A 26,343-nucleotide genomic window follows, 5' to 3' on the forward strand; every position below is an offset into this window, starting at 1 on the left:
TTTATTTTTCTTCAATAACGTAAGCGCCTTTGGTGTTGATTTCAGAGAAATACACATCTACGCCCAAGCCAATTCCTTGATAGATTTTTTCAGCTGCTTTAGCTAACGCAATTGCTGTTTCTTTTCCCCTGGAAAGAGCGAATAGTGTAGGTCCTGAGCCAGAAATGCCCATACCGAGCGCTCCGGCTGCTTTCAAAGCTTCTTTGACTTCGTAAAAACCTGGAAGCAAAACTGCACGATAAGGTTCTGCGATCACATCCCTAAGCGATCTTGAAATCAATTCAAAATCACTTTCATATAATCCCGCAATTAATCCCGCCACATTTCCTGACTGAATCGTCGCATACTTCATAGGGATCTGATCTCTCAACACTGACCTGGAATCTGCCGTTTTCAGCTCAAAATGTGGGTGCAACAACGTACAATAAAGACCATTTGGAACTGGAAGCTTGATCACATCCAGCGGATGGTAATCGCGAATCAGAACAAAACCTCCCAATAAACTTGGGGCGACATTATCCGCGTGCCCTGCTCCACAAGCTACTTTTTCAGCCGCTATCGCAAAGGGTAAAAGCTCTTTCTTCTCAAATGGATCCCCCAACAGCCGGTTGGCAGCTGCTAATGCCGCTACTGCACTTGCCGCGCTTGAACCCATTCCTGAACCTAAAGGCAAACCCTTTGTCAGGTAAATATTCATACCCACCTTGGAATCCAATTCTTCCAACATGGCTTGAATAGCCACCGCACAGGTGTTTTTCTCTGCTTCCAGTGGAAGTTTCCCGCCGTCTCCTTCTATGGAAACGACAACTAATCCCGGCTCATCTTTCAGAACCAGTTCTACTGTATCGCCCATCGCATCAATCGCAAAACCAAGGATATCAAATCCACAGGACACATTGGCGACAGTTGCAGGGGCATAAGCTTTGACGGAGCGCAACATTATTCTCTAGTGTAGTTACCGATACGAATCACATCTGCAAATACTCCTGCAGCAGTTACGTCTGCACCAGCACCTGGACCTCTGATGATCATGGGTCTATCACGATATCTATCAGTAGTCAATAGAATCATATTATCGCTTCCTCCCAATCCACTGAATGGATGTGAAATAGGAAGTGAATTCAATCCAACTTTAGCTTTACCATTCTCCAAAGTCGCCATAAAGCGAAGCTTTTCTCCCTTCTCTTCAGCAGTTTTAAGCATTGCTGCAAAATCTTTATCGTGCGTTTTCAGTACTTCAAAAAACTCAGGAACAGAACCTAAATCCTGACAATCATCCGGCACCATGCTTTGAATGTCTATGGAATCAAACTCCAAATCTTGTTCTGCTTCGCGGCCTAATATCAAGATCTTTCTAGCCACATCCATTCCGCTCAAATCATCTCTTGGGTCTGGCTCAGTAAATCCCAGTTCCTTTGCTTTTTTCACCACTTCAGAGAAAGGGTCACCTTTTTCAAGTTCAGAGAAAATATAATTCATAGAACCGGAAAGTACCGCTTCTATACGGATCACCTTATCTCCACTTAGCATCAAGTCTTGAAGTGTATTGATTACAGGTAGACCGGCTGCCACGTTGGTTTCATACAGGAATTTTACACCTCGTTTTTTCGCCAATTTCTTTAACGATCTATACTGCTCCATGGAGCCAGAATTAGCTTTTTTATTTGGAGTGACAATAGCCACTTTAGCTTCCAGGATTTGAGTATAAAGCCCAGCCACATCTTGACTTGCAGTACAATCCACAAATACCGAATTGGAGAAATTCATCTCTTCCATGGTTTTGATGAATTTGCTGAGGTCAGTTTTCGTGTCTGAATCACTCAATTCGTATGGGTTGCTAAGATCAAAGCCATCCTCATGGAATGCCATAAATCGGCTGTTTGCAAGCCCGTGAATTTGGATATCCAGCTCATTGTCCCCACGTAGTTTCTGCTGCTGATTGGCAATCATTTTGATCAAAGCCTGACCAATCAGTCCTGTACCCACTAAGAATACGTGAAGCACTTTGTTCTCAGAGAGGAAAAATGCCTCGTGAAGTGCATTCAGCGCTTTTTGCAAATCAGGCTGAGGAATCACCGCTGAGATATTCAACTCCGAGCTTCCCTGTGCAATTGCACCTACGTTAATGTTGTTTCTACCCAATGCGCGGAACATTCGTCCCGAAGCACCTGGGTTGTGTTTCATGTTTTCACCGACTACTGCTACGGTAGCCAAGTCATGCAGCAAGATTACCTGATCCATTTCACCTGACTTGATTTCGTAGTAAAACTCTTTTTCTACTGCCTCCTTTGCCAAATAAGATTCTTGAGTCTTGATTGCTAGGCAAATGCTATGCTCCGAAGAGGCTTGTGAGATCAGCAAAATATTAACTTTGGCCTCTGCCAATGCTTTGAAGACGCGACTTGTACCGACTACTGAATCCAACATTCCAGCTCCTTGTACAGTCACAATAGACACGTTTGGTATAGAGCTTATTCCTTTGATCAAAGCTCCTGGACTCACATCACCGTTGATGAGGGTACCGGGATTTTCTGGTTCAAAGGTATTTTTGATGTAAATCGGGATACTTCTGCGCATAGCAGGCTGCATGGTCGCGGGGAAAATCACTTTTGCCCCAAAATGCGATAGCTCCATCGCCTCGTTGTAGCTCAGCTGAGGAATGGTAAATGCAGTGTAAACCAACTTCGGATCTGAAGTTAGCACTCCTGAGACATCAGTCCATATCTCAAGATTCTCTGCATCCAGCGCTGCCGCCAAAATCGCTGCGGTGTAGTCAGACCCTGATCTACCAAGCGTAGTCGTCTCGCCTTTAGCTGTGGAAGCTATAAATCCAGTAACGACCTTGATTCCCTCATGTTTGTCAAAATAATTTTTGATCGCAGCATTAGTGACTTCAAAATCAACTTTTGCCTGTCCAAATCTATCATTAGTGCGAATAACGTCTCTGGCGTCGAGAAACTGGGTTTTCAACCCCTGACCCTGCATAGACTCTGCCAGGATAAATGCCGCCAGCCGTTCCCCAAAACTCGCCACATAATCCAACGTGCGAGGCGAGTTCTCTTTGATCAGGTAGATACCGTGGAATAGATCTTCAAGTTCTTTGAATCTCACCTTCACAAAAGTCATCACCGTGGATTGGCTCTGAACAGAAATGAGTTGACGCACAATCGTCAAATGCTTCTCTTCAAGCGTTTGAAGCACGTCCCTATACGCCTCATCTCCTTCTCTGGCCAACTGAGCAATCTTTAGCAAACTCTCTGTGACTCCACCAAAAGCGGAAAAAACAATGGCGATTTCGTGCTCTTTGAGTTTGTCCTGAATGATGGAGAATACTCGCTGTATATTTTCTGGGTTCGCTACGGACGAGCCACCGAACTTGATGATTTTCATATGTTGATAATTTTCTTTTCAAAGGTCATAACCTGTCCCGTGATGAAGGAAACGGGATGGAATCTCGCATAGTTGATAATCATACTTCTGTGTGACGCTTCAGTCATGCTCGATTTCATAAATAATACTTCTGGAATTAATTACTGGGAAATTAAAATAGACCTACTAAAGGCCTCGGGGGCGGATACTTTATAAATTGAAACGGGATCACCCCGTAATAGTGGTACCCATCCATGTCGTCATAGAAAAAGTGGTGCAGGCTCTCGCTTCCATGGCTGGAAGTAGATTGATGTCTAAAGAGATTTTTGCTGCAAATACCATAACTGGACAATTGACAAGACAATCTTACTGCCAAAATTTCTATTAGCCAAACAAACCATTAGAGTTTTTCGAAAAAAACGGAAACTCTATTAGAAATAACTCAACAATTTCACCAAAACCTGACGATCGAATAGAATCATTGTCCGTGAGAACCAAAGACAAAATTGAATTTGGAATCAAATCACTTAATTTAGTTGAACATTAACCCTTGGTAAAAATGAAAGCTATTAAAACCATATCCTTTGGACTTCTTTTCTTGCTTTTCGTGAGCTGTGGAAGTACCAAGCCCATTAACCCGCTAGGCTTACTGACTGAAAACAATTGGGCTCTTTCATCCCTTAGGGGCACTGGACTAAATATGAACCAGTTTGCTGGTGGCATTCCTACTTTGAGCTTTCTGGCTGACGGGAAACTCGCTGGATTCACAGGTTGTAATAATTTCTCGGGGAATTTCTCATTAGAGGGCACTGGTATCAAGCTTGACCCTGGCGCTAAGACCAAAAAACTGTGCCCCGGCACTGGAGAGCAAGACTTCCTCTCAGCTTTGGACAAAGTAGGAGATTTGAAAATAGGGCAGGACAAACTCACCCTTTTCGATGGATCCACCGAGTTGATGAGTTTTGTACCCAGAAGGGACTAAGTGAGGATTACAGTATTTCAGTGATAAGAATAGATTTTCCGCGGAATTCTACCTGCTCATTTTTTTTTCGCCCGACTAAAACCTCTCCAAGCGGTGAGTTTTTACTCAGCATAAAAAGCTTTTGGCCATCCACAGTCAATTGACCTAGACTAATGGAAATCAGATAGTTATCAATTCCTAATTGAACTAGACTGCCTTCTTGCACGGTAGCCGATGGCTCTTTGATGGCTTGGAATCTGCACAGTTCGTCGAATTCGAAATTCGCTTGCTTAAGCTGATTCTCCACAGTCATGAGATCACGGGACATCGTTTCTCTGCCAGTCTCAAACTTATCCCCTGCGCTACTTTTTGTGTCCTCCAAGATTCCATCATTGATCGCCTTGCGCTCAGCTTTCAATAGGTTGATTTTCTCTTTCACCTGCGCAATCGCAGTTTGATAAACTTTTTCTTTAAACGTATTCATAAATTATCAGGAGCAGCCGTCGTTTCGGCGAGTATCGATGATGTAAATAATTTTCCAGCCTTCGGCCATTTTTACTAATTGAAAGGAATTCACGCCGCAATGGCTGAATTTGTCATTGAAATAAAACTCGTACGGTGTCCAGGCTGTCGCCATCGGGCCGTCAATATTGATTTGGTAGTCGGTGATTCGCTCGTCAAGCTTCGCCTCTGTAGGAAGACTTCCTATGCCATTGACGAAATCAGCAACTGAACCTGCTTTTACCACACCAGTATCGCCAGTTGTCTCTATGGTCTGCATGATTGCATTTTCTGAAAAAGCTGAAGCAATTTGATCCCCATTTTTGGCTCTCATCCCATCAAAAAGAGATTCGATTACGGTTTTTACAGCATTTTCTTCTGACTGCGAAAAAGCAGGAATTGCCATCAAGAAGGCGAATAACGTGAGTAAAAAAGATTTTATTTTCATAAGTGCAGCTTAAACTTCTCCATAAAGTTTGAATGTCATATTGCGAAGCGCATGGGTATTTACTGCATAGTGCATTGTTTCTGCGATCTCATCTGCATGAACCCATTTGCTAAAGTCAGCCTCTGGCATTGACTCGCGATTAGGAGGAGTATCTATAATACTAGGGACAAAAACATGTGATCTGATCGGTGTATTCTTGGTTTCTTCTCCCACTATTTCAGCTAGAGAGATTACAAGCTTTTTACTCAGGGAATAGGCCAAAGCAACCCCAGCATCCTCCAATTGCAGTGCTTGTCTTGCTCCTACAAAAAGCAGGGTGCCTTTGCCTTGCTTTTTCATGACTGGCAAAAAGCCTTTTACTAAATGAAACGCTGAGAAAAAATTCAGCATAAACATTTTCTCTAAGTCTGAATGGGTAGTTTCTGCTATTCCTCCCATAGCAAAACCACCGACCAAAAATGCCAATGCATCCACACTTCCATATTGCAAATGGTACTCCTTAATGAATTCAGAAACGGCCTTTTCATCGGTTACATCCACTTCGTAGATATCATCAGCATCTTCCAAATCATAGTCTTTGCCTGGCTGAACCAATGCAATGATGTGGTATCCTTCGCGCGCAAACTTCTCTACAACTGCTGAACCCAGATTTCCTCCTGCTCCTGTGATAATGATATTTCTGCTCATACTACTCCAAAATTCTTTCTGATATTTGTTAAAATTAGGCTTAATTTTTCAAAAACGATATGAATCAACTCAAAAGCATCATTAAGAGTCAGGAAAACAAGCGAAGAAGAAACTTCCTATTAAAGCTGGTTTTACTTTTGATTTTAATTGTGGGTTTTGAATCAAATACTTGGCTTACACCACTTTTTGAGCGGTATGCAATCATCGCTAATGTGGTTCGCGCGTTGATTTTTCTCCTCAGTGGAAACCTCATCATCTCCCTTGCCCGCATTATCACGCTTCAGTTTTATCTTAAAAGAACCGAAGAATCAAGAGTGCAACCAAACTTCGTGATAGGTATTGATCGACTTGCTACCTTGATGAACGTAATAGTCATCTTGGTAGGACTGATGTTGCTTTTTGGAGTTGAGCCATTAAAATTCCTCACCAGCATCACCATAGTCGCAGCTGCAATAGCCCTACTCACCAAGGATTACATCACCAATATTGTGAATGGCTTGATCATCATGTTTTCAGATCAGCTGGAGATAGGAGATAAGATCTTGATTGGGAAAAACGTGGGTTTTATTCGCGATATCACGCTGATCAATATGGTGCTCAAAAGTGAGACGGGCGAGCTAATCATTGTCCCAAATACCCTAGCCTTGACCTCAGAAGTGGTGAATTACTCCAAAAACAATTCACATCAAATGATCTTCGACTCGGAATTACCCTTCTACACCAAAATTGAATTGAATGAATTAGAAAGCCAACTCAACCACTCTTTAGCTGATTTTTCGGAGCTTGTCTTTGTAGATGGTGCCCAGCTGAATGTGATCGAAAGAAAGCCAGAAAGTATCATTGTCCGCTACCAATTCCCAATTAAGTCTGGCGAAAAGACTACTGAATCCAACGTAAGAAAAGTAATCAACCAAGCCTTGATCAACTGGTCTAATGAAACCCGAAAAGCCTAATTATTTCGATTTAGTCTATCAGGTGGTCCGTTTGATTCCGAACGGAAGAGTCACCAACTACGGAGCCATTGCACATTATCTTGGGATAAAAAGTGGTGCCAGAATGGTGGGATATGCCATGAATGCTGCCCATACGATGGCTGATGTGCCTGCCCATCGTGTGGTAAATAGTCAGGGATTATTGACTGGAAAAGGGCATTTTTCCACAGCTACTGAGATGCAGGAATTGCTCGAAAAGGAAGGTGTGAAAATAGTGAAAGACAAAGTTCAGAACTTCGAGAAAGTCTTCTGGAATCCAGAGGTAGAGCTGGCGCTTTGATTATTTCCTTCTTAACAAATACAACCCAACAAACATAATCAGCCCATTCAAGATTAGCGCTTCGAAACCGAATTTGTAACCCCAAAACAATCTCTCTGAATTGTAGGCTATAGCGAAGGTCAACGCGGGTGCAAACACAGCGAGGTAAGGAACGAATTTATCTTTAATCTGCCACTTGGTAAATAATCCAAAAGCATACAGTCCAAGCAAAGGACCATAAGTATATCCCGCTATCACAAATACAGAATTAATTACACTCTGATTATTGATCCAGTAAAAAGCCATAATCACCAAAAACATCACAAAGGTGAATACTAGGTGCACCTTCTTTCGAACTGACACGCGCTTTTCCGCAGGATATCTTTTCTCTATTTCAAGAAAATCTATGCAAAATGAGGTAGTCAAAGCTGTAAGCGTAGAATCGGCACTGGAATAAGCCGCCGCCGTAATACCCAGCACAAACACAATTCCCGCAAAGGGTGAGAAATATTGAGTGGCTAACAGGGGGAAAAGTTCATCCGTTTTAGTTGGAAGCTGTACTCCCTGAGTCTCCGCATAGAGGTAAAGCAACACGCCCAAAGCCAAGAAAAGCAAATTCACAAAGACTAAAATAGTCGTAAACCAGAACATGTTCTTCTGCGCATCGCCAATATTCTTACAGGTCAAATTCTTCTGCATCATATCCTGATCCAGCCCTGTCATCACGATAGTAATAAATGCTCCGGAGATAAACTGCTTAAAGAAATTGGTACCGGCTTTCCAGTCCCAATTGAAAATTTGGGATCGAGGATCATTGGAAACAGCTTTGAAGTAATCACTCACCCCGTCATAGTTCAATTCATTTCCCACCATAATCACGCAAACCACCACAGCGGCTAGCATAAAGAACGTTTGCAAGGTATCCGTCCACACGACCGTTTTGATGCCTCCACGGTGGGTATAAAGCCAGATCAAGCCAACCGTAATCAGCACAGAAAGCCAAAACGGAATGCCTAAGGAATCAAAAAGGATCAACTGTAAGACACTCGCAACCAAAAACACTCGGATGGATGAACCCAAAGTTCTTGAGAGAATAAAGAAAAAGGCCCCAGTCTTATAAGACCAAAAGCCAAATCTGTCATCCAAGTAAGAATAGATGGATACTAAATTCAATCGATAGTAAAGCGGGAGAAGTACCTTGGCTATGGTGAAATAGCCTAGCGTATAACCCAAAACAACTTGGAAGTAAAAGAAGTTAGTATTGCCGACTTCACCAGGAACAGAAATAAAGGTAACCCCCGAAAGAGATGCGCCTATCATCCCGAAAGCCACCAAAAACCAAGGTGATTGGCGATCTCCTGTAAAGAAGGTATCGGCGGAAACCTTGCGGGAAGTAAACCAGGAAATAAGAAATAGCAGTAAAAAATAACAACAGATTACCAGTAGGACCAATTGTGAATTCATAAATCGTATTGAAGTGGGTTCGCTAAGTTGTCCAATATTCTTAATTTTGCAAAATGAATCATTCAAACGAGCCACTTCCGTATATCGAAGAATCAGAAGTTCTGGTGGAGGAATTGATAGATATCGAATCCAATGACCTGATTGTGTACAATGACGAATTCAACACATTCGATCATGTGACCAAGATTCTCATGAAAGTCTGCAAGCACAGCATAGAGCAGGCCGAGCAATGCACAATCACCATCCATTACAAGGGAAAATGCGCGGTAAAAAAAGGCAGTATTACAGAGCTAAAACCTATGTGTGAAGCTATATTAGATGCCGGAATACAAGCCGCAATAGTTTAAATCCACATAGAATTGAATTTTCCTTCCAAACTGATAGAAGATGCTGTCACTGAAATATCCAGACTTCCTGGAATCGGTAAGAAAACTGCACTTCGACTTGCGCTTCACCTTCTGAAGCAGCACGAAGCAAATACTGAAGCCTTGGCATTGGCGATTACCCGTATGCGAACTGACATCCAGTATTGCAAAACCTGTCACAATATTTCTGATGCAGAAGAATGCAGCATTTGCCTAAGTCATAGAAGAGACGGTTCTATTCTTTGCGTGGTCGAGGATATTCGTGATGTTTTAGCAATAGAGAATACAAACCAGTTTCAGGGAAAATACCATGTGCTAGGAGGAGTAATTTCACCAATCCAGGGGATTGGGCCAGAAGAATTGAAGATCGAATCTTTGTTGACCAGAGTAGATTTTGCTGCACAAAAGGAACCTATTCAAGAAGTGATTTTAGCACTGAGTGCTACCATGGAAGGCGATACCACCTCTTTCTATCTTGCAAAGAAACTGAAGGAAAAAGGCATTCAGGTAAGCTCTATCTCTAGGGGAATACCTGTAGGAGGAGAATTAGAATTCACTGATGAAGTCACACTTGGCCGCAGTATCATGACTCGAATTAATTACGCTACCGAGTAAAATTTCCTTTGCACAGCAAAAACCTAGGTCTATATTTGCAAACCAAAAGGGGGATTAGCTCAGTTGGCTAGAGCACTACGCTGGCAGTGTAGGGGTCAACGGTTCGAATCCGTTATTCTCCACTTTCAAAAGCTTCACAGAAATGTGGAGCTTTTTGTATTTATAACCCACCTTCACTTTTAATACAGAATGATTTGTAGCGCTCCCATCCTAATATCCGTATACGCTATACTTTTGAGCTAATACTTAATCGAATCGCGATGCGTAACCTATTGATTCTATTTCTATCAGTTTCCTTACTTTTCTCTTGTGATGATAAGATTGCCTGCAATGGATTTGACGTTGGACAAGAATTTGAAATAGCAATCAATGAAACGCTCGAAAACTGTCCTAAAAACATTTCCATCACACTTTTAGACATTCAGGATTCTCGATGTCCTAACGGAGCGCAATGCATTTGGGCTGGAATGATCATCATTGACGCACAGCTTAAAATCGATGGAAAGAACCTGGACTTGCAACTTAGCACCAATGAAAATGCAAGTGGATTTCCAGATGAGTTCTCTACCTCAGAATACAGGGCAAAACTGATCGATGCCATCCCTTATCCGGATCTAAATAACCCTCATAAAACCGAAGACAAACGCGTCATTTTAGTCATTTCGAAAAGATCTACTTAAGAATGTTTAAATTCGCCTGACCTAAATCCTAACTGGAATCATCATGCGAAACCGTATTTTTATCCTACTCTTTTTACTTTCAACTATAAGTTCCTGCTCATGTAATCCTGAAAACATTGCAAAATTTGCTTTCAAGGGGATGGAAGCAATGATGGGAGAAGGGTTTATGCCATCAGAGGAAATTCGAATGCTGGGTAAATTCCAAGGAATGAATGTTAATCTCAGCAAATCAACTTCGAATGACACCACCACTTCTACCATTTATCTTAAACTGGAAAATGGCGATCCGCTGATCCTAGGAAATCAACCAGAAATCCTTGCCCGTAAATGCGCAGAACTTTACCTTCGTGATTTTGAAAATGCTGAAGAATATCAACAAATTACTGTTCAGTTTATCCAAACGGATCCTACTAATCCTGAGAATGTTGCTATGCAGGAGTATATGTTTGACACAAAAGACTTTTAACTAACCCTATTTACTCATGGAAATACCAAACGAATACAAAAACCCGCCAACCTCTTTGGGAGAATGGATAATTGCAGTGCTCGTCAAACGCCTTCCTTTGATCGGTCTGATCATGCTCATAATTTGGGCTACAGACAAAAACACTGATCCAGAAAAGGCAACTTGGGCTAAGGCTGAATTAATTGTTAAGCTCATTATTTTTGCCGCAGTCATAATTTTTATTGCTGTGATTGGCTTTGGTGTATTCGCCAATTTTGCAAATGATGTAAACTGGTCTGACTTCGACTAATGAAGATAAAAGCTTTTTGCTCCGACATTGACGGGACACTCCTCAATTCAGTGCGTGATCTATCGCCTCGTCTCAAAGCCGTGGTTGCGGACTTACCCGAGGGCTTTCCAGTGATTCTTGCCAGTTCCCGTATGCCTGATGCTATGCGGCATCTGCTTCATGATATGAATCGATTTCCTCAGCCCTTGATCAGTTACAACGGTGGTTATGTATTGAGTGCCGAAGGTGAAGTCTTGGAAGATGTAAGCATTCCGGTGGATTTGGTTACCAAAATCCTTCAACTCACTCATAAAACTGATATCCATGTTAGTTTGTATCAGGGTGAAAATTGGTATGAGGAAAAAGATGATTACTGGTCCCAGCGAGAAGTTAGAAATACAAAAGTTGAATGTACTTGGCTACCAGGTCAGGATGTGGTAAATCTCTGGTCAAAAGGTAATTCAGGTGCACATAAAGTGATGTGCATGGGAACCAATGAAGAAATATCCTGGCTTTTCGGAGAATTACATTTTGAACATTCCCTTGACTTGCACCTCTATCGCTCCAGTGATACCTATCTGGAGATTGCCCCGAAGGCCATATCCAAAGCTACTGGCTTAAAGAAAATTCTCGAGCATGCCTATGACTTTGGGTTAGAATCAGTGGTCGCTTTTGGAGATAATTATAATGACATCGATCTGATTCAATCTGTAGGATGGGGTGTGGCTGTAGAAAATGCCCGAATGGAAGTACAGGCTGTCGCTAACGAAATCACGCACCATAACAAAGAAGATGGAGTCGCCGCAACCTTAGAGAAAATCAGAGATTCGAGATTCGAGATTAATTCTTATTTATAAGGTATTTGCTCTAAACGCGTGGTTCTTAATTCTACATTCTCCCCTCTAGCTTCTTGATACTAGCTACTAAAATCTATAAAAGGCCAGATCCATCTTCCACCTCATCGATAGCCTGCGTCAAAAAGACCTGTAGAGGTCTCATTTTCTGAAAGCCATCCAATGCGATATTGATGAAGTTTCCTGATTCAATGTCCCGATTTGAAATTTTCGAAGACACCGTAAAACTCTTCAATCTCAGATACTCAATAAACTCATGATCAGCCTCATAATCCCGGGGACTGGTCTTGAGTTTTTCCCCTTCTATTTTCCCAAATAATGACTTGAAAGCTGAATCACTTTCAATTTTCTCGAGTTCGGCTCCTGAGTAATCAATTTCTTTTCTAATTTTCTTTAATGTTTCAGCCACTGGCATCCAGATTCCCCCAGCCACAAATGAATTGTCAGGCTGAATCTGCAGATAATAACCTGGCCCTTCTGATTTCTTCCCTTTGGGTGAAAAATAGGCTCCAAAATTATTTTTGTAAGGCATTTTATTAGCCGAAAAGCGGATATCTCGATTTTGCCTAAAGACGCAGTCTTTGGGTTTGAATACCAAAAGCTCTGGTTCCCATTCCCCAATTCCTTTGAGTAGCACGGCAACATCTTCTAAAAATTCTAACTTAGTTTCCTGGTACCATTTCTTATTGGCATCCATCCATTCTTTGGAATTATGTTCGGCGAGGGCGGCGAGGAAAGGCAAGTAAGGACGCATTTTAAATGTATTATGGTGAGTGGTGAGATTTGTAGGCAGACTTGAAAGTAAACTTTATTGAAGCAAAATTGATTTCAACAATGAAGGAATTCTTCTTAAATTAACTTGAAAAACCCAGTAGTCAAGACTAAAACGCTTTCACTACACATCGTCGAAACACTTGACTGAACAGCAAAAAAGTAAGAGCAAGGGCAATAGCTAGTAACAGGTTTAACAGCAATCAGGTTATAGAAAATACCTAGAGTGAAAGCTCTATAGTCTGTGAAACAATTCTATATGGCCCAGAACCCCTACCTATAAACTTCCATGACATTGTCAGATAAAATCGACCAATCCCTCCAATTTCATTCCTCTACTGCCTTTAATTAATATCATAAAATCTTCCAGATGACTGTCTTCAAGCCAATTTCTAAATGAAAAAGGATCAGGAAAATACAATGCTTTTGGATACTTCGCTAAAGCAGACACTATCAACTGACCGGTAAAACAAACCTTATCAATTTCGTATTCGCTGATGATTTCTCCCAGTCGCGCATGTTCGGCTTCAGTATGCTCTCCCAATTCGAACATATCTCCGATAATCAACATTTTATGCTTCTTCCCAGTCATCTGTCCAAAAGTCCGGATAGCTACTTCCATGCTGGATGGATTGGCATTGTAAGCATCCAGAATAATCAGATTGCTGCGTTTCTCGATCAATTGAGAACGCATATTAGAAGGGCGATAAGTCACAATTGCCTGAGCGGCCGTATTAATATCTACTCCAAAAAATTTCCCGATAGTCAGTGCCGTTGCAATATTCCCAAAATTATACGCTCCAATCAAATGACTCTGAAATACCTGCTCGCTTCCTTCTGTTGAGAATTTGACAAAGGGATTTGCCTCTTCGAATCTTACTTCACAGAAATCACCTTTCGAAGGGTAAAGTACAGGTTTCTCAAATCGCTTAGCAACGTTTATCAAAACAGTATCCTGTGAATTAATAAACACAGTCCCCTCATTTTCCCTTAAAAACTGGAACAATTCCGTTTTGGTTTTCAATACTCCCTCCGGACCACCCATGCCTTCCAGATGTGCCCGCCCTATATTAGTAATGACGCCATGGGTAGGCTCGGCAATCTGACAAAGCTCGGCTATATCACCGGGCTTGTTAGCGCCCATTTCCACGATTGCGATTTCATCATCCTCTCCTATAGCAAGCAAAGTCAATGGCACGCCAATATGATTATTTAGATTCCCGACTGTCGCTGCAGTTTTGAATTTTTTACTCAAAACAGCCTTCATCAGCTCTTTGGTGGTAGTTTTCCCATTTGAACCGGTCAAGCCAATAATTGGAATCTTTAGTTGATTTCTATGATAATTGGCTAAATCCTGAAGCATCTTCAGCGCATCTTCTGCCAAAAAATAACGCTCATCGTCCTCCACAAAATGTTTGACCTCATCGATCACTACTACTGACGCGCCCATTTCCAACGCCTCAGGTGCGAAAGAATTAGCATCGAAATTTGGCCCTTTCAGCGCAAAAAACAAATTACCCTTTTCAATCTTTCGAGTGTCTGTACTGACTCCTGTACTATTTTTGAATAGCGTATATAAAATGGAAATATTCATCGTTTTGGAAGGAATTAATTCCCAAAATAAAGGAATCATTCACATCTTTGAACTGAGACTGCCGTATTAATTTGTCTTACCTTTTACCATTCCATGCGCAAATTCTGGATTTTCATTTTTCTCATCATCAGCATTCAGATGAACGCGCAAGAAATTTTTAGAATTGACCAGCACCCAGAAGTGGAAATCGAAGGCGCTCTACGCCCGGCTCCTTTTACCGGCGGGATTAATTCTGCACAGATTCAAACTATAGATCTTACGTCAGATGGAATAGAGGAATGGGTGACTTGGGACATCAATTCTAGACAACTGCTGGTTTTCGAAAAAAACGGAGAAAAGGTAAATCACTTACCAGAATTAAGCTACTTACTTCCAGCGGACATCAATGGGTTTCTGGTGTTGGCAGATTTCGATGGGGATGGGAAAAAGGATCTTTTCACCTCTACCGCCCTTGGAATTAAAGCTTATAGAAACACATCCACAGGCAAAATCATTTCGTGGGAGCTCGCTCAAAACTTCCTCAAATTAGACGGTTCAGGCAATATTCAAACGAATAATCTGGACATTCCTTTGATCCAGGATTTGGACGGTGACGGAGATCTGGATCTGGTACTGTTTAATTTTGCCGGAGGTGATTACATGGAATTTTACAAAAACACCAGCATGGAGCGTAAAGGAACTGCGGATATTGATGGTTTTGCTTTTGGGCTGGATCACTGGGGAAACTTTGAATTCTGTGGATGTGGTGAAATTTCCTTTGGAAAAACCTGTGAAGGCCAAGATCTGAATTCCAGAAAAGAACTGTATGATGGCAACCGGATTTTGCATGCCGGCGGACATTCTATTCTATATCAGGATTTTGACGGTGATGGAATAGAAGATTTAGTCTTGGGACGTGACGAGTGCAATGTCCTTTATTTTCTACCTAATTCAGGGAGTTCGAGCAATCCGGTTTTCACTAGTTTTACCAATACCCTTCCCGGATACGGTAACTTTCCGGAGTTTCCAATTTTTCATGTAGGTCAGCTGATTGGAGATGACTTAATCGTTAGTTTAAACACCAGCGAAACCGCCTTCAATTTCGGTATTGATTTCTCCCATTCAATCGTGAAAATTGATAATCAGGGTAATGCTGACTATAAATTCTTACAAGACCAGATGATTGATTTGGGGGAGAACGCAAGGCCTGTTTTTTTGGGGAATAAAAGTCTGGGTGAGCTTCTGGTTACATCGAATATCCATTCAGAAAAGGGACTGGTGAAGTCTAGGTTAACTTCGTTTGGAATGGTCGATGGAAAATTGACCAAACAGGCAGTTGAAAACGTAAAACTATCCTCACTTAATCTTTTGGACGCACAGTACATCAGTTATAGAGATAAGGCTGGAAAAACAAATTTATTAGCCTCAGGAATTGTGTATCAAAACAACATTCCATCTCAGCTGATTTACGATCTTTTGAAAGAAGCCTCCGATCCTATTTCGATAGCTGGATACTCCCCTCAAAGGGGAGATTATCTGCAATTTTTTAATTACCAGCAAGAGGATTATATGTTGGTTGCTGCACAAAATGGTAGCCTTGACCTATATGCTTTTGATTTTACTTCCTACACTGCAAGCCTGGAGGAATCCAACTTTTTGGGATTTGTAGATAATCCTGCAACTAGAAATCTGTCAGTAGCAGTAGAAAATTCATCCAGCCCCAATCTATATGCGATTGATCAAAATGGCCTACTTGTGAAAATTACCGACTTCATGAATTCGGACACACGTACTGAAGTGCTAGTTCAAATTGGTGAGGAAAGAATCCCTACCCGACTCGGAAGAAATACATGGATCACCTTAGTCGATTCACCTTTTGGAGGATCCGGTGATTTAGTACTTGGCACTCGTGCCGGAGGCTTGATTTACCTAACCGCAACTGATTCTGCTGATATTCCTGCTGGGGAATATCAATTCAAAATATACCCTAATCCCACAGATGGCCCGATCAAAGTCATCGTAAACGCTACCGCAAAAGCTCAACTTATCAACTCACTGGGGCAAGTTATACTAAGTGAAATTGATGTGCCTGCAAATCAGGCTGTGGAGATTCAAGCAGGCTTTTTAACTCCAGGCTTATATATTTTATTTCTGGAAATTGATGGAAAAGTAACCCGGTCAGCTAAAATCTTGATGCGCTAATTACAGGACTAGCTTTTTGGATTGTTTGAAATGAGGTAGGTTTCGGGTTGAAATATAAATCCATGAAATCGAGCATGACTCAAGCGTCGCACAGAGGGAAGATTATCAAATATGCGAGATTCCATGTGTCCAATAAAAATCAATTATAAACACATGAAAAACTTCTACTTACTCGCAATCTTAGGGATATTACTCCTTTCTTGCTCTTCTGAAAAGGATGAACCTGCCGATTTGATTTTTACCAATGGCATTATTTACACCGTCAATGAAGCGCTGCCCATAGTGGAAGCCGTGGCTGTAAAAAACGGAATGATCCTAGCCGTGGGATCTGTAGCAGAGATTGAAAAGCACAAGACTGAATCTACCGAAGTAATCGATCTGCAAGGAAATACCATGACTCCCGGGATCATCGAATCTCATGCACACTTAATGGGAATTGGCTACAATAAGCTAGAACTGGATCTGATGTATGTGAATACCTATGACGAACTGGTAGAAAAAGTAGCTGAGGCTATAGCCAAAGCAAAACCAGGAGACTGGATCACAGGTCGTGGCTGGCATCAAGACAAATGGATCGAAAAGCCTGAAAAAATGGTAAAAGGCTTTCAGACTAATGACCAACTGAATAAAGTGTCTCCCGACAATCCTGTTTACCTATCCCACGCAAGTGGCCATGCAGCTTTTGCCAATGGCAAAGCACTAGAACTTGCTGGGATCAGTAACCTGAAAGGAGAAAGACCAGGTGAAGTAGAAGGTGGGGAAATCATTCTCGACGAATTGGGAAATCCTACAGGAATACTCTCTGAAAGAGCGGCGGGACTTGTCGGAAGATTGATTCCAGCTGAGACTCCAGAGAGAGCTGAGGAGGCATTGACTTTGGCACTGAAAGAATTGAATGAAAAGGGAATTACAAGTTTCCACGACGCTGGTGCAGGTCAAAAAACCATTGACCTAATCCAAAAATTCAAAAACGAAGGAAAGCTTACTATCCGTCAATACGTAATGCTTACAGGCACTCAACCAGCTCTTTTGGAAGAATGGTATAAAAAAGGGCCGATGATAGATACTGCCGATCACATGCTGACAGTCCGATCAATTAAACTTAACTGTGACGGTGCGCTGGGATCAAGAGGCGCTTGGTTGTTGGAAGATTATTCAGATCGTCCAGGTCATCGTGGCCATGAGACCTTGCCAATGGAAGTAGTTTCCGAAGTATCTGCTAAAGCGATCCCAGCTGGCTTTCAAGTTTGTGCCCATGCTATCGGGGATCGGGCAAATCAGGAAATTCTTGATCGATATGAAGCTGCATTCGCTAATCACTCTGATTCAAAAGCGCTGAGATTCCGAATCGAACATGCACAACATATCCATCCGGACGACATTCCCAGATTTGGAGAATTAGGAGTCATTGCTGCTATGCAGGCTATTCACCTGAGCTCTGACCGTCCTTGGGCGATTGACAGATTGGGTGAAAAGCGGATTATCGATGGCGCCTACGTGTGGCAGAAATTGATACAATCCGGCGCTGTAGTCACCAACGGAACAGACGCGCCGGTAGAGCCTGTTGATCCTATCCCTTCCTTTTATGCATCCGTTACCCGCAGGACTTTGCAAGGACTTCCTGAAGGCGGCTACGAAGGAGATCAGAAAATGACCCGAGCGCAAGCATTGAAATCGTATACTTTGGATGGGGCTTTTGCAGAATTTGAAGAGGATTTTAAAGGCTCAATTGAGGTTGGAAAAGCAGCTGACTTTACTGTTTTTGATCAAAATATTATGGAAATTGCTGAGGATAAAATACTTGATACTAAAGTAGCGATGACCGTGGTTGGAGGGAATATTGTTTATAGCAAAACTGAAAATGGGTCAAGGAGTGAGAACTATTGAGCAAATACTAAATTACCTTTTTATAGTAATTGTAGGATTATATTCTTCTCTATTGTTGTTTGATACTATTGCTATACTATTTGACCCCGAGTCTTACCGAACTGCGCAAGGTTTTATTGAAACAAATTTGAGATGGAATTCAGAAAGTGTTCTAAGTTATGTATTAAGCAATGCCATGCTACTCATTTTTTTTGTATTGTCATTTTATGTAGGTATTAAAAACATTCAGTTTAAAGGGTCAATTAAATTGTGGGACATTCTCTATTATTTATCAGTGACATGCATATTGTTTTTTTTGATAGGAGGTTATTGGTATTGGCGAGCAACAGGATTTGACCATTAGCCTATTATTGAACCTTTAAAATTATCCCAGAGGACTAAGATCCTAATATCTGAAACTTTTTGCTTTTTGCTAAACCCTGAATCTATCTTTTCATCCCATTTGAGTAGTCTTCCATCAAATTGACCCCCGAGTTCTTTCAAAAAAACTTATTTTACAATCCTAAACTGAAACAACTAGGAAATCGAGCATGACCCAAAGTGGCACACGCTGGGATAATTATCAACCATGCGAGATTCCATCCCGTTTCCTTCGTCACGGGACAGGTTATGACCTTTGAAAATTAAACTATAATCACATGAAAAGACTCTTTAACTTTTTTTGGATTTTTTGCCTGATCAGTAATCTGGCAATTGCCCAAGATGAAGCGGCCAAGCCGATGACTTGGAAAGACATTCCTACCTGGAAATACATGAACAGTGGAACTTTCAAAATCTCACCAGACGGCAAATGGATCGCCTACGGGATGGTAGCGCTGGAAGCTGATGGAGAAGTGATTCTAAAGTATGTAAGTGATCCAGATTCCACTCAGACTTTCAAAATTGGATTCACTTCCTACCCTTCCATTGAATTCAGCGAGGATAGCAAGTGGATCGCATTCAAAGAATACCCGACTTTTAAGGAAAAGGAAGACAATGAAAAATCTAAAGGAAAGTCTCTTCACGATAAGGTTACGCTTATAAAACTTGGCTCAGACGATAATGACGATAAGAAAACTTTTGAAAACGTCAGCAATTTCTCCTTCAATGGAGAAGCAGCCACTCACCTGGCAGTGAATCTGACCAAAGATGGTGGCGGTGATGCTAAAGGTTCAGATCTCCTGATTTACAACCTCAACTCAGAAAAAGCTCAAAATATCGGTAATGTGGCAGAATTCTCTTTCAACAAAAGTGGAAATTACCTGGCATATACGGTAGATGCAGCCAATCAATCAGGAAATGGAATTTATCTAATGAACCTGACCAACAGTAGCACAACTGTACTCGACTCCGACAAGGCCACCTACAAATCAATCAACTGGACGGAAAAGGGGGATGCTTTCGCAGCTCTGAAAATGGTCAAAGACAAAAAGTACAAGCAGGATCAGGGCAAATTAGTTGGTGTAAAAAATTTACCAAGTCCTCAGGTGACAGTCTATGATCCGGCTAAAGATTCTACTGGATTTTCGAAAGAATATACAATCAGTCCAAATCGCAAACCTATGTGGTCAGAAGATTTGACTAGACTTTTCTACGGTATTCATCCATTGGTTTTAGAAAAAAAGGAAGAGGTAAAAAAGGAATTGGACAAAGATTCGGTGAAGCTTGCAGAGACTGAAGTCATGAAAAAAATCATGGCCGATACTTCATTGAATTCCATTGCTGACCTAAAGAAAGCACTTTCGAAACTGGACTCTGGAAAAGTAAGTCCAAAAGATAATGATGCAGACAAACCCGACATGACTATCTGGCACTGGAAAGACAGCCGTCTTCAATCCCGTCAGCAAGTGCTGGAAAATCAGGATAAAAATTACAGCTTCTATGCCCTATATGATGTGGCTGTCGGCAAGCATATACAGCTTCAGGATAGTACCATGAGGGATCTGAGCATTCTTGACAAAGAAAAATATGCTATTGGTTCTGACAATCAAGCCTATGAATTACAAAGCAATTTGGATGGACAGAACTATCGAGATTTCTATATTGTAGATCTCAAAACAGGAGATAAAAAGACGCTTTTCACTAACTTTTATCTTCCAGGCTATACTTCCTATCCCCGTGGCTCCCCAGACGGCACGAAGTTGATTTACGGATACGATGGCGACTATTATAGTTATGATATTGCCGCTGGAGAAAAAACGAATCTTACGGGCAGTTTGCCAGTTACTTTCGTGAATGAAGATGATGATCACAATGTAACAAAGCCACTGCAAGGCTCGCTTGGCTGGAGTAGTGATAGTCAGTATGTGTTGCTAAATGACGGCTGGGATATCTGGCAAGTGCCGGTGACCGGAAAAGTCAAAGCCGTGAATTTGACCCAAAATGGTAGAGCAGAAAAAATCAGATATCAATACCGCTTTTCTCTTGATCCAGATGAAAAAGGCATAAATCTCAGTAAGCCGCTATATATCCGAGCTTATGGCGAATGGACTAAAAAAAGTGGTATTTCGCTGATAAGCTCTTCTAAAAAGGGACTAGAGCCTGGGGCTAAGCCTCTAATCTGGGAGGATGCCAGCGTTGGCTCTTTGAAAAAAGCTGAGAATACTGAGGTGTATTTCTTCAACAAGGAGAAATTCAATGAGCCTGATCAGATTTATGTATCAGACGCATCCCTTTCCTCACCTACACAAGTGACCGAAAATGCTCCTGACGCAGGAAATTATGCTTGGTCATCAGGGACAAGACTGGTTGACTATGTATCTGACAAGGGCGATACACTTCAAGGTGCGCTTTTCCTTCCAGCCAATTATGTAGAAGGAGAAAAATATCCAACGTTAGTTTACTATTATGAAAAACTTTCTCAAACCCGTCACAACTGGGTAAACCCTGGCTTCAGCGGCACAGGCTGGAACCCTAACCTATATACCAGCAATGGGTATGCTGTCTTTATTCCAGACATTGTCTATACCATGGATGACCCAGGAATGTCCGCAGTATGGTGTGTAATTCCTGGTGTAAAAGCTGCAATTGAAACAGGGGTAATCGATGAAGACAACATCGGAATCCACGGCCACTCTTGGGGAGGTTATCAGACCTCATTCTTGATCACTCAGACAGACATGTTCAAAGCAGCCGCTGCAGGTGCACCTTTGACTAATCTGATTTCCATGTACGATTTGATCTATTGGAATTCGGGAGGAGGAAACATGTCGATCTTCGAAGCATCTCAGGGTAGATTTACTGGCGGTCCTTGGGAAGACTGGGATGCTTATGAGCGAAATAGCCCGGTGTACCATGTGAAAAATGTAACTACACCACTTCTGATGCTACATAATGATAAGGACGGAGCTGTGGACTTCACTCAAGGAATAGAATATTACTCCGCGTTAAGACGATTGAAAAAGCCAGTAATTTTGGTTCAGTACAAAGGAGAAAACCATGGCTTGGGCAAACTAGAAAACCGGAAAGATTACTCGGTAAGAATGATGGAGTTCTTTGACCATCATCTCAAAGGGGCAGATGCTCCAGAATGGATGTCAAAAGGTATTGACAAAATTGATCTGGAAAAACATCTGGAAAACAGAGCATTTTAATCAAAGCCAAAGGGGAGCTATAAAAGGCTCCTCTTTTTGCTTTAATGTGCTTTGTAAAGAATTTAATCATAGATTTCCCTAGCACGAAGTATCCCTATTATCACCATGTGATTTGGGAATAGACTCACTTTGACTTTCTTTAACTCTCATTTCGCAAAAGCGAATCTTTACAATCCATGCAAGAACCCAACAAAGAAAAGCCTGTTAATTCACCAATTGATTTCGGAAAGCTAAGCTCCATCTGTTACCAGGATACCGATCCCAATTATCACCAGCATCTGGAAACTTACCTTTACGATGAGGATTTCGACAACGTCTGGGATGGCTATGTCAATATTTCTCCTGAAAAAGCATGGAGTGGTCGGATGATTCATTTCCATCGCCTGTACTCAAGGCAAACTGGAGAAGAAGTCTTTCCGGGGCAAATCTATTCAGGAGGAATGGGCAAAGGTCAGCTGCTTATTCTAAACCTTCATGTTTTCAAAGGCACTATCAAACTTCAAGTAGGTCATGAAGTGATGGAAATTGATAAAAGCAAAGGGCTAATCCGAATCTGCTATCTGGAAAACTCCAAATCTGAGGGTTCACAATTCATCCGATTCACTTCACTTTCAAATGGAAAGACCGAGGTTTCACATAAGACATTTTACCGTAGCGGGTCCTGGTTAAGAGACAAAATCATCTATCCATATTTTCATACCAAAGCCATCAATGAGTTTCATGGAAATGTGCGGAACTGGATAGCTTCAAGAAATTAAACACATGATTTGGTAAATACTTAAAGAAGGAGTCTGGATATCAGGCTCCTTCTTTTGTGTTTGGCTTTCTGTTTGTAACTTTTAGAGAAATGAAGTCCTCCCAATAAACCTTTTTTGAATATGATTGAAGACAGAGTAGAAACTTTTGACGCCATAATTATTGGTTCCGGGCAAGCTGGAAATCCTCTTGCACTAGCCTTAGCCAGAGAAAAATGGAAAGTGGCCATAGTGGAAAAAGCCGCGCTGGGAGGCACCTGTGTCAATACAGGGTGTACGCCCACCAAAGCCTATGTAGCAAGTGCTAGAGCTGCTTGGGCAATTTCGAACGCGCATACCTTGGGAATCGAAGTACCCAAACAGCCCAAAGTAAATTTAAAAGCCATAAAAAAAAGAAAAGACAAACTGGTCAACCAATCCAGGATAGGTATTCGAAAATCATTGAGTGATTCACCTCAAATCTCGATGATCCGCGGTACTGCCACATTTATAGATAAAACCAGGCTGAAAGTCGGGTCTAGAATTCTTAAGTCATACAAAATATTCCTTAACGTAGGTGCTAGAACCAGAATTCCGGAAGGTTTTGAAGAGGTGGATTACCTCAGCAACACTTCAATTCTTCAACTTGAGAAGGTACCAGACAGCCTCATTATTATTGGAGGGAGTTATATAGGGCTAGAATTCGCCCAGATTTTCAAACGTTTGGGTTCTAAGGTTACCGTTTTGGAAATGGGCGATTATCTGGTTTCCAAAGAAGATCAAGATACTTCAGAATTAGTCCGGGAAGTACTGGAAAACGAAGGGATAAAAGTAATCTGCGGAGCCAATTGTCTTAAAGGGAAAAACAAAAAATCAGATGGAGTGACCGTTTCCTTCCAAAAAGATGGGAAGGACAAGAAAATCAGTGGCTCTCAAGTTTTAATTGCCACAGGAAGAGTCCCAAATTCCGATTTACTCAAGCCAGAAAAAGCAGGTTTAGTACTTACCGATAGGGGATACTTAGAGGTAAATGCAAAACTGGAAACCAATATTGAAGGAATTTACGCTTTGGGTGATTGCAATGGTAAAGGTGCTTTTACCCATACTTCCTATAATGACTATGAGATTATGGCTGATCAGCTATTTGGAGATCGGAAAAGAACGCTGGATGATCGGATCACCAATTATGCTTTATACATCGATCCCCCATTGGGACGGGCTGGGCTAACGCTTTCTCAAGCAAAAGAATCTGGCAAAAATTTACTCTTTGCCCGTATGCCCATGAATGCTATTTCCAGGGCAAAAGAAAAGGGGGAAACCCAAGGAAAAATGGAGGTGATCGTGGATGCAGACTCCGAAAAAATCCTCGGAGCAACTGTGTTTGGTACAGGAGGAGATGAAATCATCGGGACATTTTTGACAGCCATGTATGGCAAAATGAGTTATAAATCCCTGATGAATTCCGTACAAACCCACCCAACAGTCACTGAATTAATCCCAACACTCTTGCAACAACTCAAGCCACTTAATAAATAGGCCTCGAGCATGACTCAAGCGTCACGCAGTGACAAGATTATCAACCATGCGAGATTCTCCCGAATCGATCCCGATAACTATCGGGACGGGACAGGCTATGTGACCTATAAAAACAAATTATAAACACATGAAAAATTCACATAAAGTATATGCTATCCTGAATCTGATCGTGCTGATCATAGTGATCTTTTGGAATTACTGGGTGAATGCAAAAGGATTAAATGGCAATACGGTTAGTTCCTTAAGTACGGACTACGAAAACCTTTTCACTCCAGCCGGATATGCTTTCTCCATCTGGGGACTGATATTTTTGGCGCTTTTTGCCCAAGCTATTTTCTTTATTTCGAGGGCATTTAGTCCTGTCAAAGATTCAGATTTTCTATCCCAAATCGGCCCCTATCTGATCATGGCAAATATCGGAAACGGACTTTGGATTTATATGTGGCTTATGGAATATACAGGCATCAGCGTCATCGTGATGCTAGGTATTTTAGCTAGTCTCGTCATCATCATTTTGAATACGAATATGGAAAGATGGGACGCACCACGGCCAATTATCTTTTGGCTATGGTGGCCTATTGCGCTTTATAGTGGATGGATCGCTGTGGCGACTATCGCAAATATCTCAGCCTATCTAACAAAAGCTGGCTGGACGGGTGGTGCTTCTGAGGTCACTTGGGCCATAGTAATGATCATCGTGGCAGTCATCCTAAATCTTTTTATGATCGCTACTCGAAACCTGCGGGAATTTGCATCAGTAGGTGTTTGGGCATTGATCGCCATTTCAGTAAGACATTGGGAAAATATCCCGACGTTACAATGGACGGCACTAATCGGAGCCATCGTCCTATTCATCGCCATCAGTTACCATGGCTATCAAAACAGGACAACGGCTCCATTTAAATTTAACTAAACCTACGAGCATGAGAATTTTAAAAAGTTCTGAAAAATTAACCCTTGCAATGCCGGGGGATTTTTGAAGTTTAGGGGATTTAAATGAGCAGAATAAAAACGACCCTCCACTATCTAAACAGTATCAACGCTCAAGAGCCGTGACATACCACTTAAAGCCCGGAAACTCTGGGCTTTTTTATTCCCAAACTTGTCCCTTATAATAAGCACAGATTTTGCACCGTTGTGCCAAATCATCAAAATCACCTTTATCTCANTCTGGGCTTTTTTATTCCCAAACTTGTCCCTTATAATAAGCACAGATTTTGCACCGTTGTGCCAAATCATCAAAATCACCTTTATCTCAAATGAAAAAACAGTTACTTACCCTAATCTTTTTAGCTCTTACCAATGTAGTTTTAGCGCAAAATGATTTCAATCGCTGGTCACTTGAAACGAATGCAGGTTTCAATAAATCTATGGCTCCCCTAACTCCCGGTTTTCTATCTCCAACATTGAATATAGGACATCTTGATTTCGGTGTGCGCTATATGTTCAATGAAAAATTCGGATTGAAAGCTGATGCAGGATTTGGTTCCTTTTCTGAAGCTAAAGACCATAGTCCGACTTTCACTACAAACTATTTCAGAGGCGATCTTCAGGTTGTTGCCAACCTGGGTAGGATCATGAACTTTGAATCATTCACAAGAAGTATAGGATTTCTTGGCCATTTTGGAGCCGGAGCAGGAAGACTAAGCTACGAGCACACTATCCTCAATACACAACCCGATTACGTTTATAACTTTATTACGGGCCTGACTGGCCAATTAAAGCTAGGAAACCGCGTAGCACTTACTGGGGATATTTCCATGATTATCAATGGAAGACAAACGTACACCTTCGATGGAAATCAATATAATGCCCCAGTCCAGCCTATTCTGCCTAACTCAAACCCAATGGTTCATGCTACCGGAACTTGGTGGACAGGGACTCTTGGTCTGAATTTCTATTTAGGCAAGAATCAGGAGCATGCTGACTGGTACATCGCAGCTGACAAATATGCTACCAAAGAAGAACTTGCTACACAGATCAACGGTATCAAAGATATGCTGAAAGATTCTGATGGTGACGGCGTTCCTGATTACCTAGATAAAGAGCCTAACACTCCAGCTGGAGCAAGAGTAAACTCTGCAGGTATGACTTTGGATTCTGATGGTGATGGCACTCCAGATCACATGGACAAGTGTC

General features: G+C 41.7%; 25 protein-coding genes and 1 tRNA gene. 17 read left to right on the forward strand and 9 right to left on the reverse strand.

The window, feature by feature from the left end:
• Position 1: 1 nt before the first annotated feature.
• Genes U3A58_RS16015 through U3A58_RS16025 form a run of 3 tightly spaced genes read right to left on the reverse strand, consistent with a single transcriptional unit; the run spans position 2 to position 3,509 of the window.
• The gene (locus U3A58_RS16015; protein ID WP_323825058.1) at positions 2-940 is read right to left on the reverse strand and encodes a homoserine kinase; all 939 of its coding nucleotides are present in this window, start codon (positions 938-940) and stop codon (positions 2-4) included.
• Positions 940-3,390, reverse strand: a complete 2,451-nt coding sequence (thrA, locus tag U3A58_RS16020) for a bifunctional aspartate kinase/homoserine dehydrogenase I (RefSeq protein WP_323825060.1) — start codon at positions 3,388-3,390, stop codon at positions 940-942. Before thrA ends, U3A58_RS16015 begins: the two co-directional genes overlap by 1 nt.
• Entirely contained in the window at positions 3,387-3,509 is a 123-nt protein-coding gene (locus U3A58_RS16025) for a hypothetical protein (RefSeq protein ID WP_323825062.1), read from the reverse strand. The genes thrA and U3A58_RS16025 overlap by 4 nt, the downstream gene beginning before the upstream one ends.
• 419 nt (positions 3,510-3,928) lie before the next feature.
• Here U3A58_RS16025 and U3A58_RS16030 point away from each other — a divergent pair, with 419 nt between their 5' ends.
• On the forward strand, positions 3,929-4,351 hold the full coding sequence (locus tag U3A58_RS16030; protein ID WP_323825064.1) for an META domain-containing protein: 423 nt from the start codon (positions 3,929-3,931) through the stop codon (positions 4,349-4,351).
• A gap of 7 nt (positions 4,352-4,358) precedes the next feature.
• On the opposite strand, the gene U3A58_RS16035 is transcribed toward U3A58_RS16030, so the two are convergent.
• The 3 genes from U3A58_RS16035 to U3A58_RS16045 are packed head-to-tail and all read right to left on the reverse strand — an operon-like array spanning position 4,359 to position 5,966.
• The gene (locus U3A58_RS16035; RefSeq protein ID WP_323825066.1) at positions 4,359-4,814 is read right to left on the reverse strand and encodes a hypothetical protein; all 456 of its coding nucleotides are present in this window, start codon (positions 4,812-4,814) and stop codon (positions 4,359-4,361) included.
• Between the two features lie 6 nt (positions 4,815-4,820).
• Positions 4,821-5,279 (reverse strand): nuclear transport factor 2 family protein, encoded by a 459-nt coding sequence (locus U3A58_RS16040; RefSeq protein WP_323825068.1) that lies wholly within the window; start codon positions 5,277-5,279, stop codon positions 4,821-4,823.
• Positions 5,280-5,288: 9 nt separating this feature from the next.
• Positions 5,289-5,966, reverse strand: a complete 678-nt coding sequence (locus tag U3A58_RS16045; RefSeq protein WP_323825070.1) for an SDR family NAD(P)-dependent oxidoreductase — start codon at positions 5,964-5,966, stop codon at positions 5,289-5,291.
• Positions 5,967-6,025: 59 nt separating this feature from the next.
• On the opposite strand from U3A58_RS16045, the gene U3A58_RS16050 reads away from it, so the two are divergent.
• Entirely contained in the window at positions 6,026-6,919 is an 894-nt protein-coding gene (locus tag U3A58_RS16050; protein WP_323825072.1) for a mechanosensitive ion channel family protein, read from the forward strand.
• Positions 6,900-7,238 carry an MGMT family protein gene (locus U3A58_RS16055; protein ID WP_323825074.1) on the forward strand — a complete coding sequence of 113 codons (339 nt, stop codon included), beginning with the start codon at positions 6,900-6,902 and terminating at the stop codon, positions 7,236-7,238. Before U3A58_RS16050 ends, U3A58_RS16055 begins: the two co-directional genes overlap by 20 nt.
• Here the strand turns inward: U3A58_RS16055 and U3A58_RS16060 are convergent, their stop codons facing one another.
• A complete protein-coding gene (locus U3A58_RS16060; RefSeq protein WP_323825076.1) occupies positions 7,239-8,681 on the reverse strand; it encodes a sodium:solute symporter in 1,443 nt (480 codons plus the stop codon). It lies immediately after the preceding gene.
• 53 nt (positions 8,682-8,734) lie between these two features.
• Between U3A58_RS16060 and U3A58_RS16065 the strand changes: the two genes are divergently transcribed.
• The 7 genes from U3A58_RS16065 (at position 8,735) to U3A58_RS16095 (ending at position 11,932) form a co-directional block, all read left to right on the forward strand.
• The gene (locus tag U3A58_RS16065) at positions 8,735-9,028 is read left to right on the forward strand and encodes an ATP-dependent Clp protease adaptor ClpS (RefSeq protein ID WP_323825078.1); all 294 of its coding nucleotides are present in this window, start codon (positions 8,735-8,737) and stop codon (positions 9,026-9,028) included.
• A gap of 12 nt (positions 9,029-9,040) precedes the next feature.
• Positions 9,041-9,661 carry a recombination mediator RecR gene (gene recR, locus U3A58_RS16070; RefSeq protein ID WP_323825080.1) on the forward strand — a complete coding sequence of 207 codons (621 nt, stop codon included), beginning with the start codon at positions 9,041-9,043 and terminating at the stop codon, positions 9,659-9,661.
• A gap of 48 nt (positions 9,662-9,709) precedes the next feature.
• Positions 9,710-9,783, forward strand: a tRNA-Ala gene (locus tag U3A58_RS16075).
• A gap of 138 nt (positions 9,784-9,921) precedes the next feature.
• Positions 9,922-10,341: a hypothetical protein gene (locus U3A58_RS16080; RefSeq protein ID WP_323825082.1), complete on the forward strand. Its 420-nt coding sequence runs from the start codon at positions 9,922-9,924 to the stop codon at positions 10,339-10,341.
• Between the two features lie 43 nt (positions 10,342-10,384).
• Positions 10,385-10,807 carry a hypothetical protein gene (locus tag U3A58_RS16085; RefSeq protein ID WP_323825084.1) on the forward strand — a complete coding sequence of 141 codons (423 nt, stop codon included), beginning with the start codon at positions 10,385-10,387 and terminating at the stop codon, positions 10,805-10,807.
• A 16-nt stretch (positions 10,808-10,823) separates the two neighbouring features.
• A complete protein-coding gene (locus U3A58_RS16090) occupies positions 10,824-11,096 on the forward strand; it encodes a hypothetical protein (protein WP_323825086.1) in 273 nt (90 codons plus the stop codon).
• On the forward strand, positions 11,096-11,932 hold the full coding sequence (locus U3A58_RS16095; protein WP_323825088.1) for a Cof-type HAD-IIB family hydrolase: 837 nt from the start codon (positions 11,096-11,098) through the stop codon (positions 11,930-11,932). Before U3A58_RS16090 ends, U3A58_RS16095 begins: the two co-directional genes overlap by 1 nt.
• Before the next feature lie 73 nt (positions 11,933-12,005).
• Here U3A58_RS16095 and U3A58_RS16100 read toward each other — a convergent pair whose 3' ends face one another.
• Together U3A58_RS16100 and U3A58_RS16105 are read right to left on the reverse strand one after the other, a co-directional pair.
• Positions 12,006-12,683 (reverse strand): DUF2461 domain-containing protein, encoded by a 678-nt coding sequence (locus tag U3A58_RS16100; protein WP_323825090.1) that lies wholly within the window; start codon positions 12,681-12,683, stop codon positions 12,006-12,008.
• A 315-nt stretch (positions 12,684-12,998) separates the two neighbouring features.
• Positions 12,999-14,294: a UDP-N-acetylmuramoyl-tripeptide--D-alanyl-D-alanine ligase gene (locus tag U3A58_RS16105; RefSeq protein WP_323825092.1), complete on the reverse strand. Its 1,296-nt coding sequence runs from the start codon at positions 14,292-14,294 to the stop codon at positions 12,999-13,001.
• Positions 14,295-14,387: 93 nt separating this feature from the next.
• On the opposite strand from U3A58_RS16105, the gene U3A58_RS16110 reads away from it, so the two are divergent.
• From U3A58_RS16110 to U3A58_RS16140, 7 genes are all read left to right on the forward strand, one after another.
• Positions 14,388-16,475 carry an FG-GAP-like repeat-containing protein gene (locus U3A58_RS16110; protein WP_323825094.1) on the forward strand — a complete coding sequence of 696 codons (2,088 nt, stop codon included), beginning with the start codon at positions 14,388-14,390 and terminating at the stop codon, positions 16,473-16,475.
• 153 nt (positions 16,476-16,628) lie between these two features.
• The gene (locus U3A58_RS16115) at positions 16,629-18,362 is read left to right on the forward strand and encodes an amidohydrolase (RefSeq protein WP_323825096.1); all 1,734 of its coding nucleotides are present in this window, start codon (positions 16,629-16,631) and stop codon (positions 18,360-18,362) included.
• A gap of 638 nt (positions 18,363-19,000) precedes the next feature.
• Positions 19,001-21,934 (forward strand): S9 family peptidase, encoded by a 2,934-nt coding sequence (locus U3A58_RS16120; RefSeq protein WP_323825098.1) that lies wholly within the window; start codon positions 19,001-19,003, stop codon positions 21,932-21,934.
• 176 nt (positions 21,935-22,110) lie between these two features.
• Positions 22,111-22,692 (forward strand): hypothetical protein, encoded by a 582-nt coding sequence (locus U3A58_RS16125; protein WP_323825100.1) that lies wholly within the window; start codon positions 22,111-22,113, stop codon positions 22,690-22,692.
• Positions 22,693-22,812: 120 nt separating this feature from the next.
• Positions 22,813-24,204 carry a mercuric reductase gene (locus U3A58_RS16130; protein WP_323825102.1) on the forward strand — a complete coding sequence of 464 codons (1,392 nt, stop codon included), beginning with the start codon at positions 22,813-22,815 and terminating at the stop codon, positions 24,202-24,204.
• Between the two features lie 127 nt (positions 24,205-24,331).
• Positions 24,332-25,117: a hypothetical protein gene (locus U3A58_RS16135; protein ID WP_323825104.1), complete on the forward strand. Its 786-nt coding sequence runs from the start codon at positions 24,332-24,334 to the stop codon at positions 25,115-25,117.
• A gap of 346 nt (positions 25,118-25,463) precedes the next feature.
• On the forward strand, positions 25,464-26,343 hold an 880-nt coding region (locus tag U3A58_RS16140; RefSeq protein WP_323825106.1), incomplete at its 3' end, for a polymerase.

This window comes from Algoriphagus persicinus (assembly GCF_035156415.1).
Classification (GTDB): Bacteria; Bacteroidota; Bacteroidia; order Cytophagales; family Cyclobacteriaceae; genus Algoriphagus; species Algoriphagus persicinus.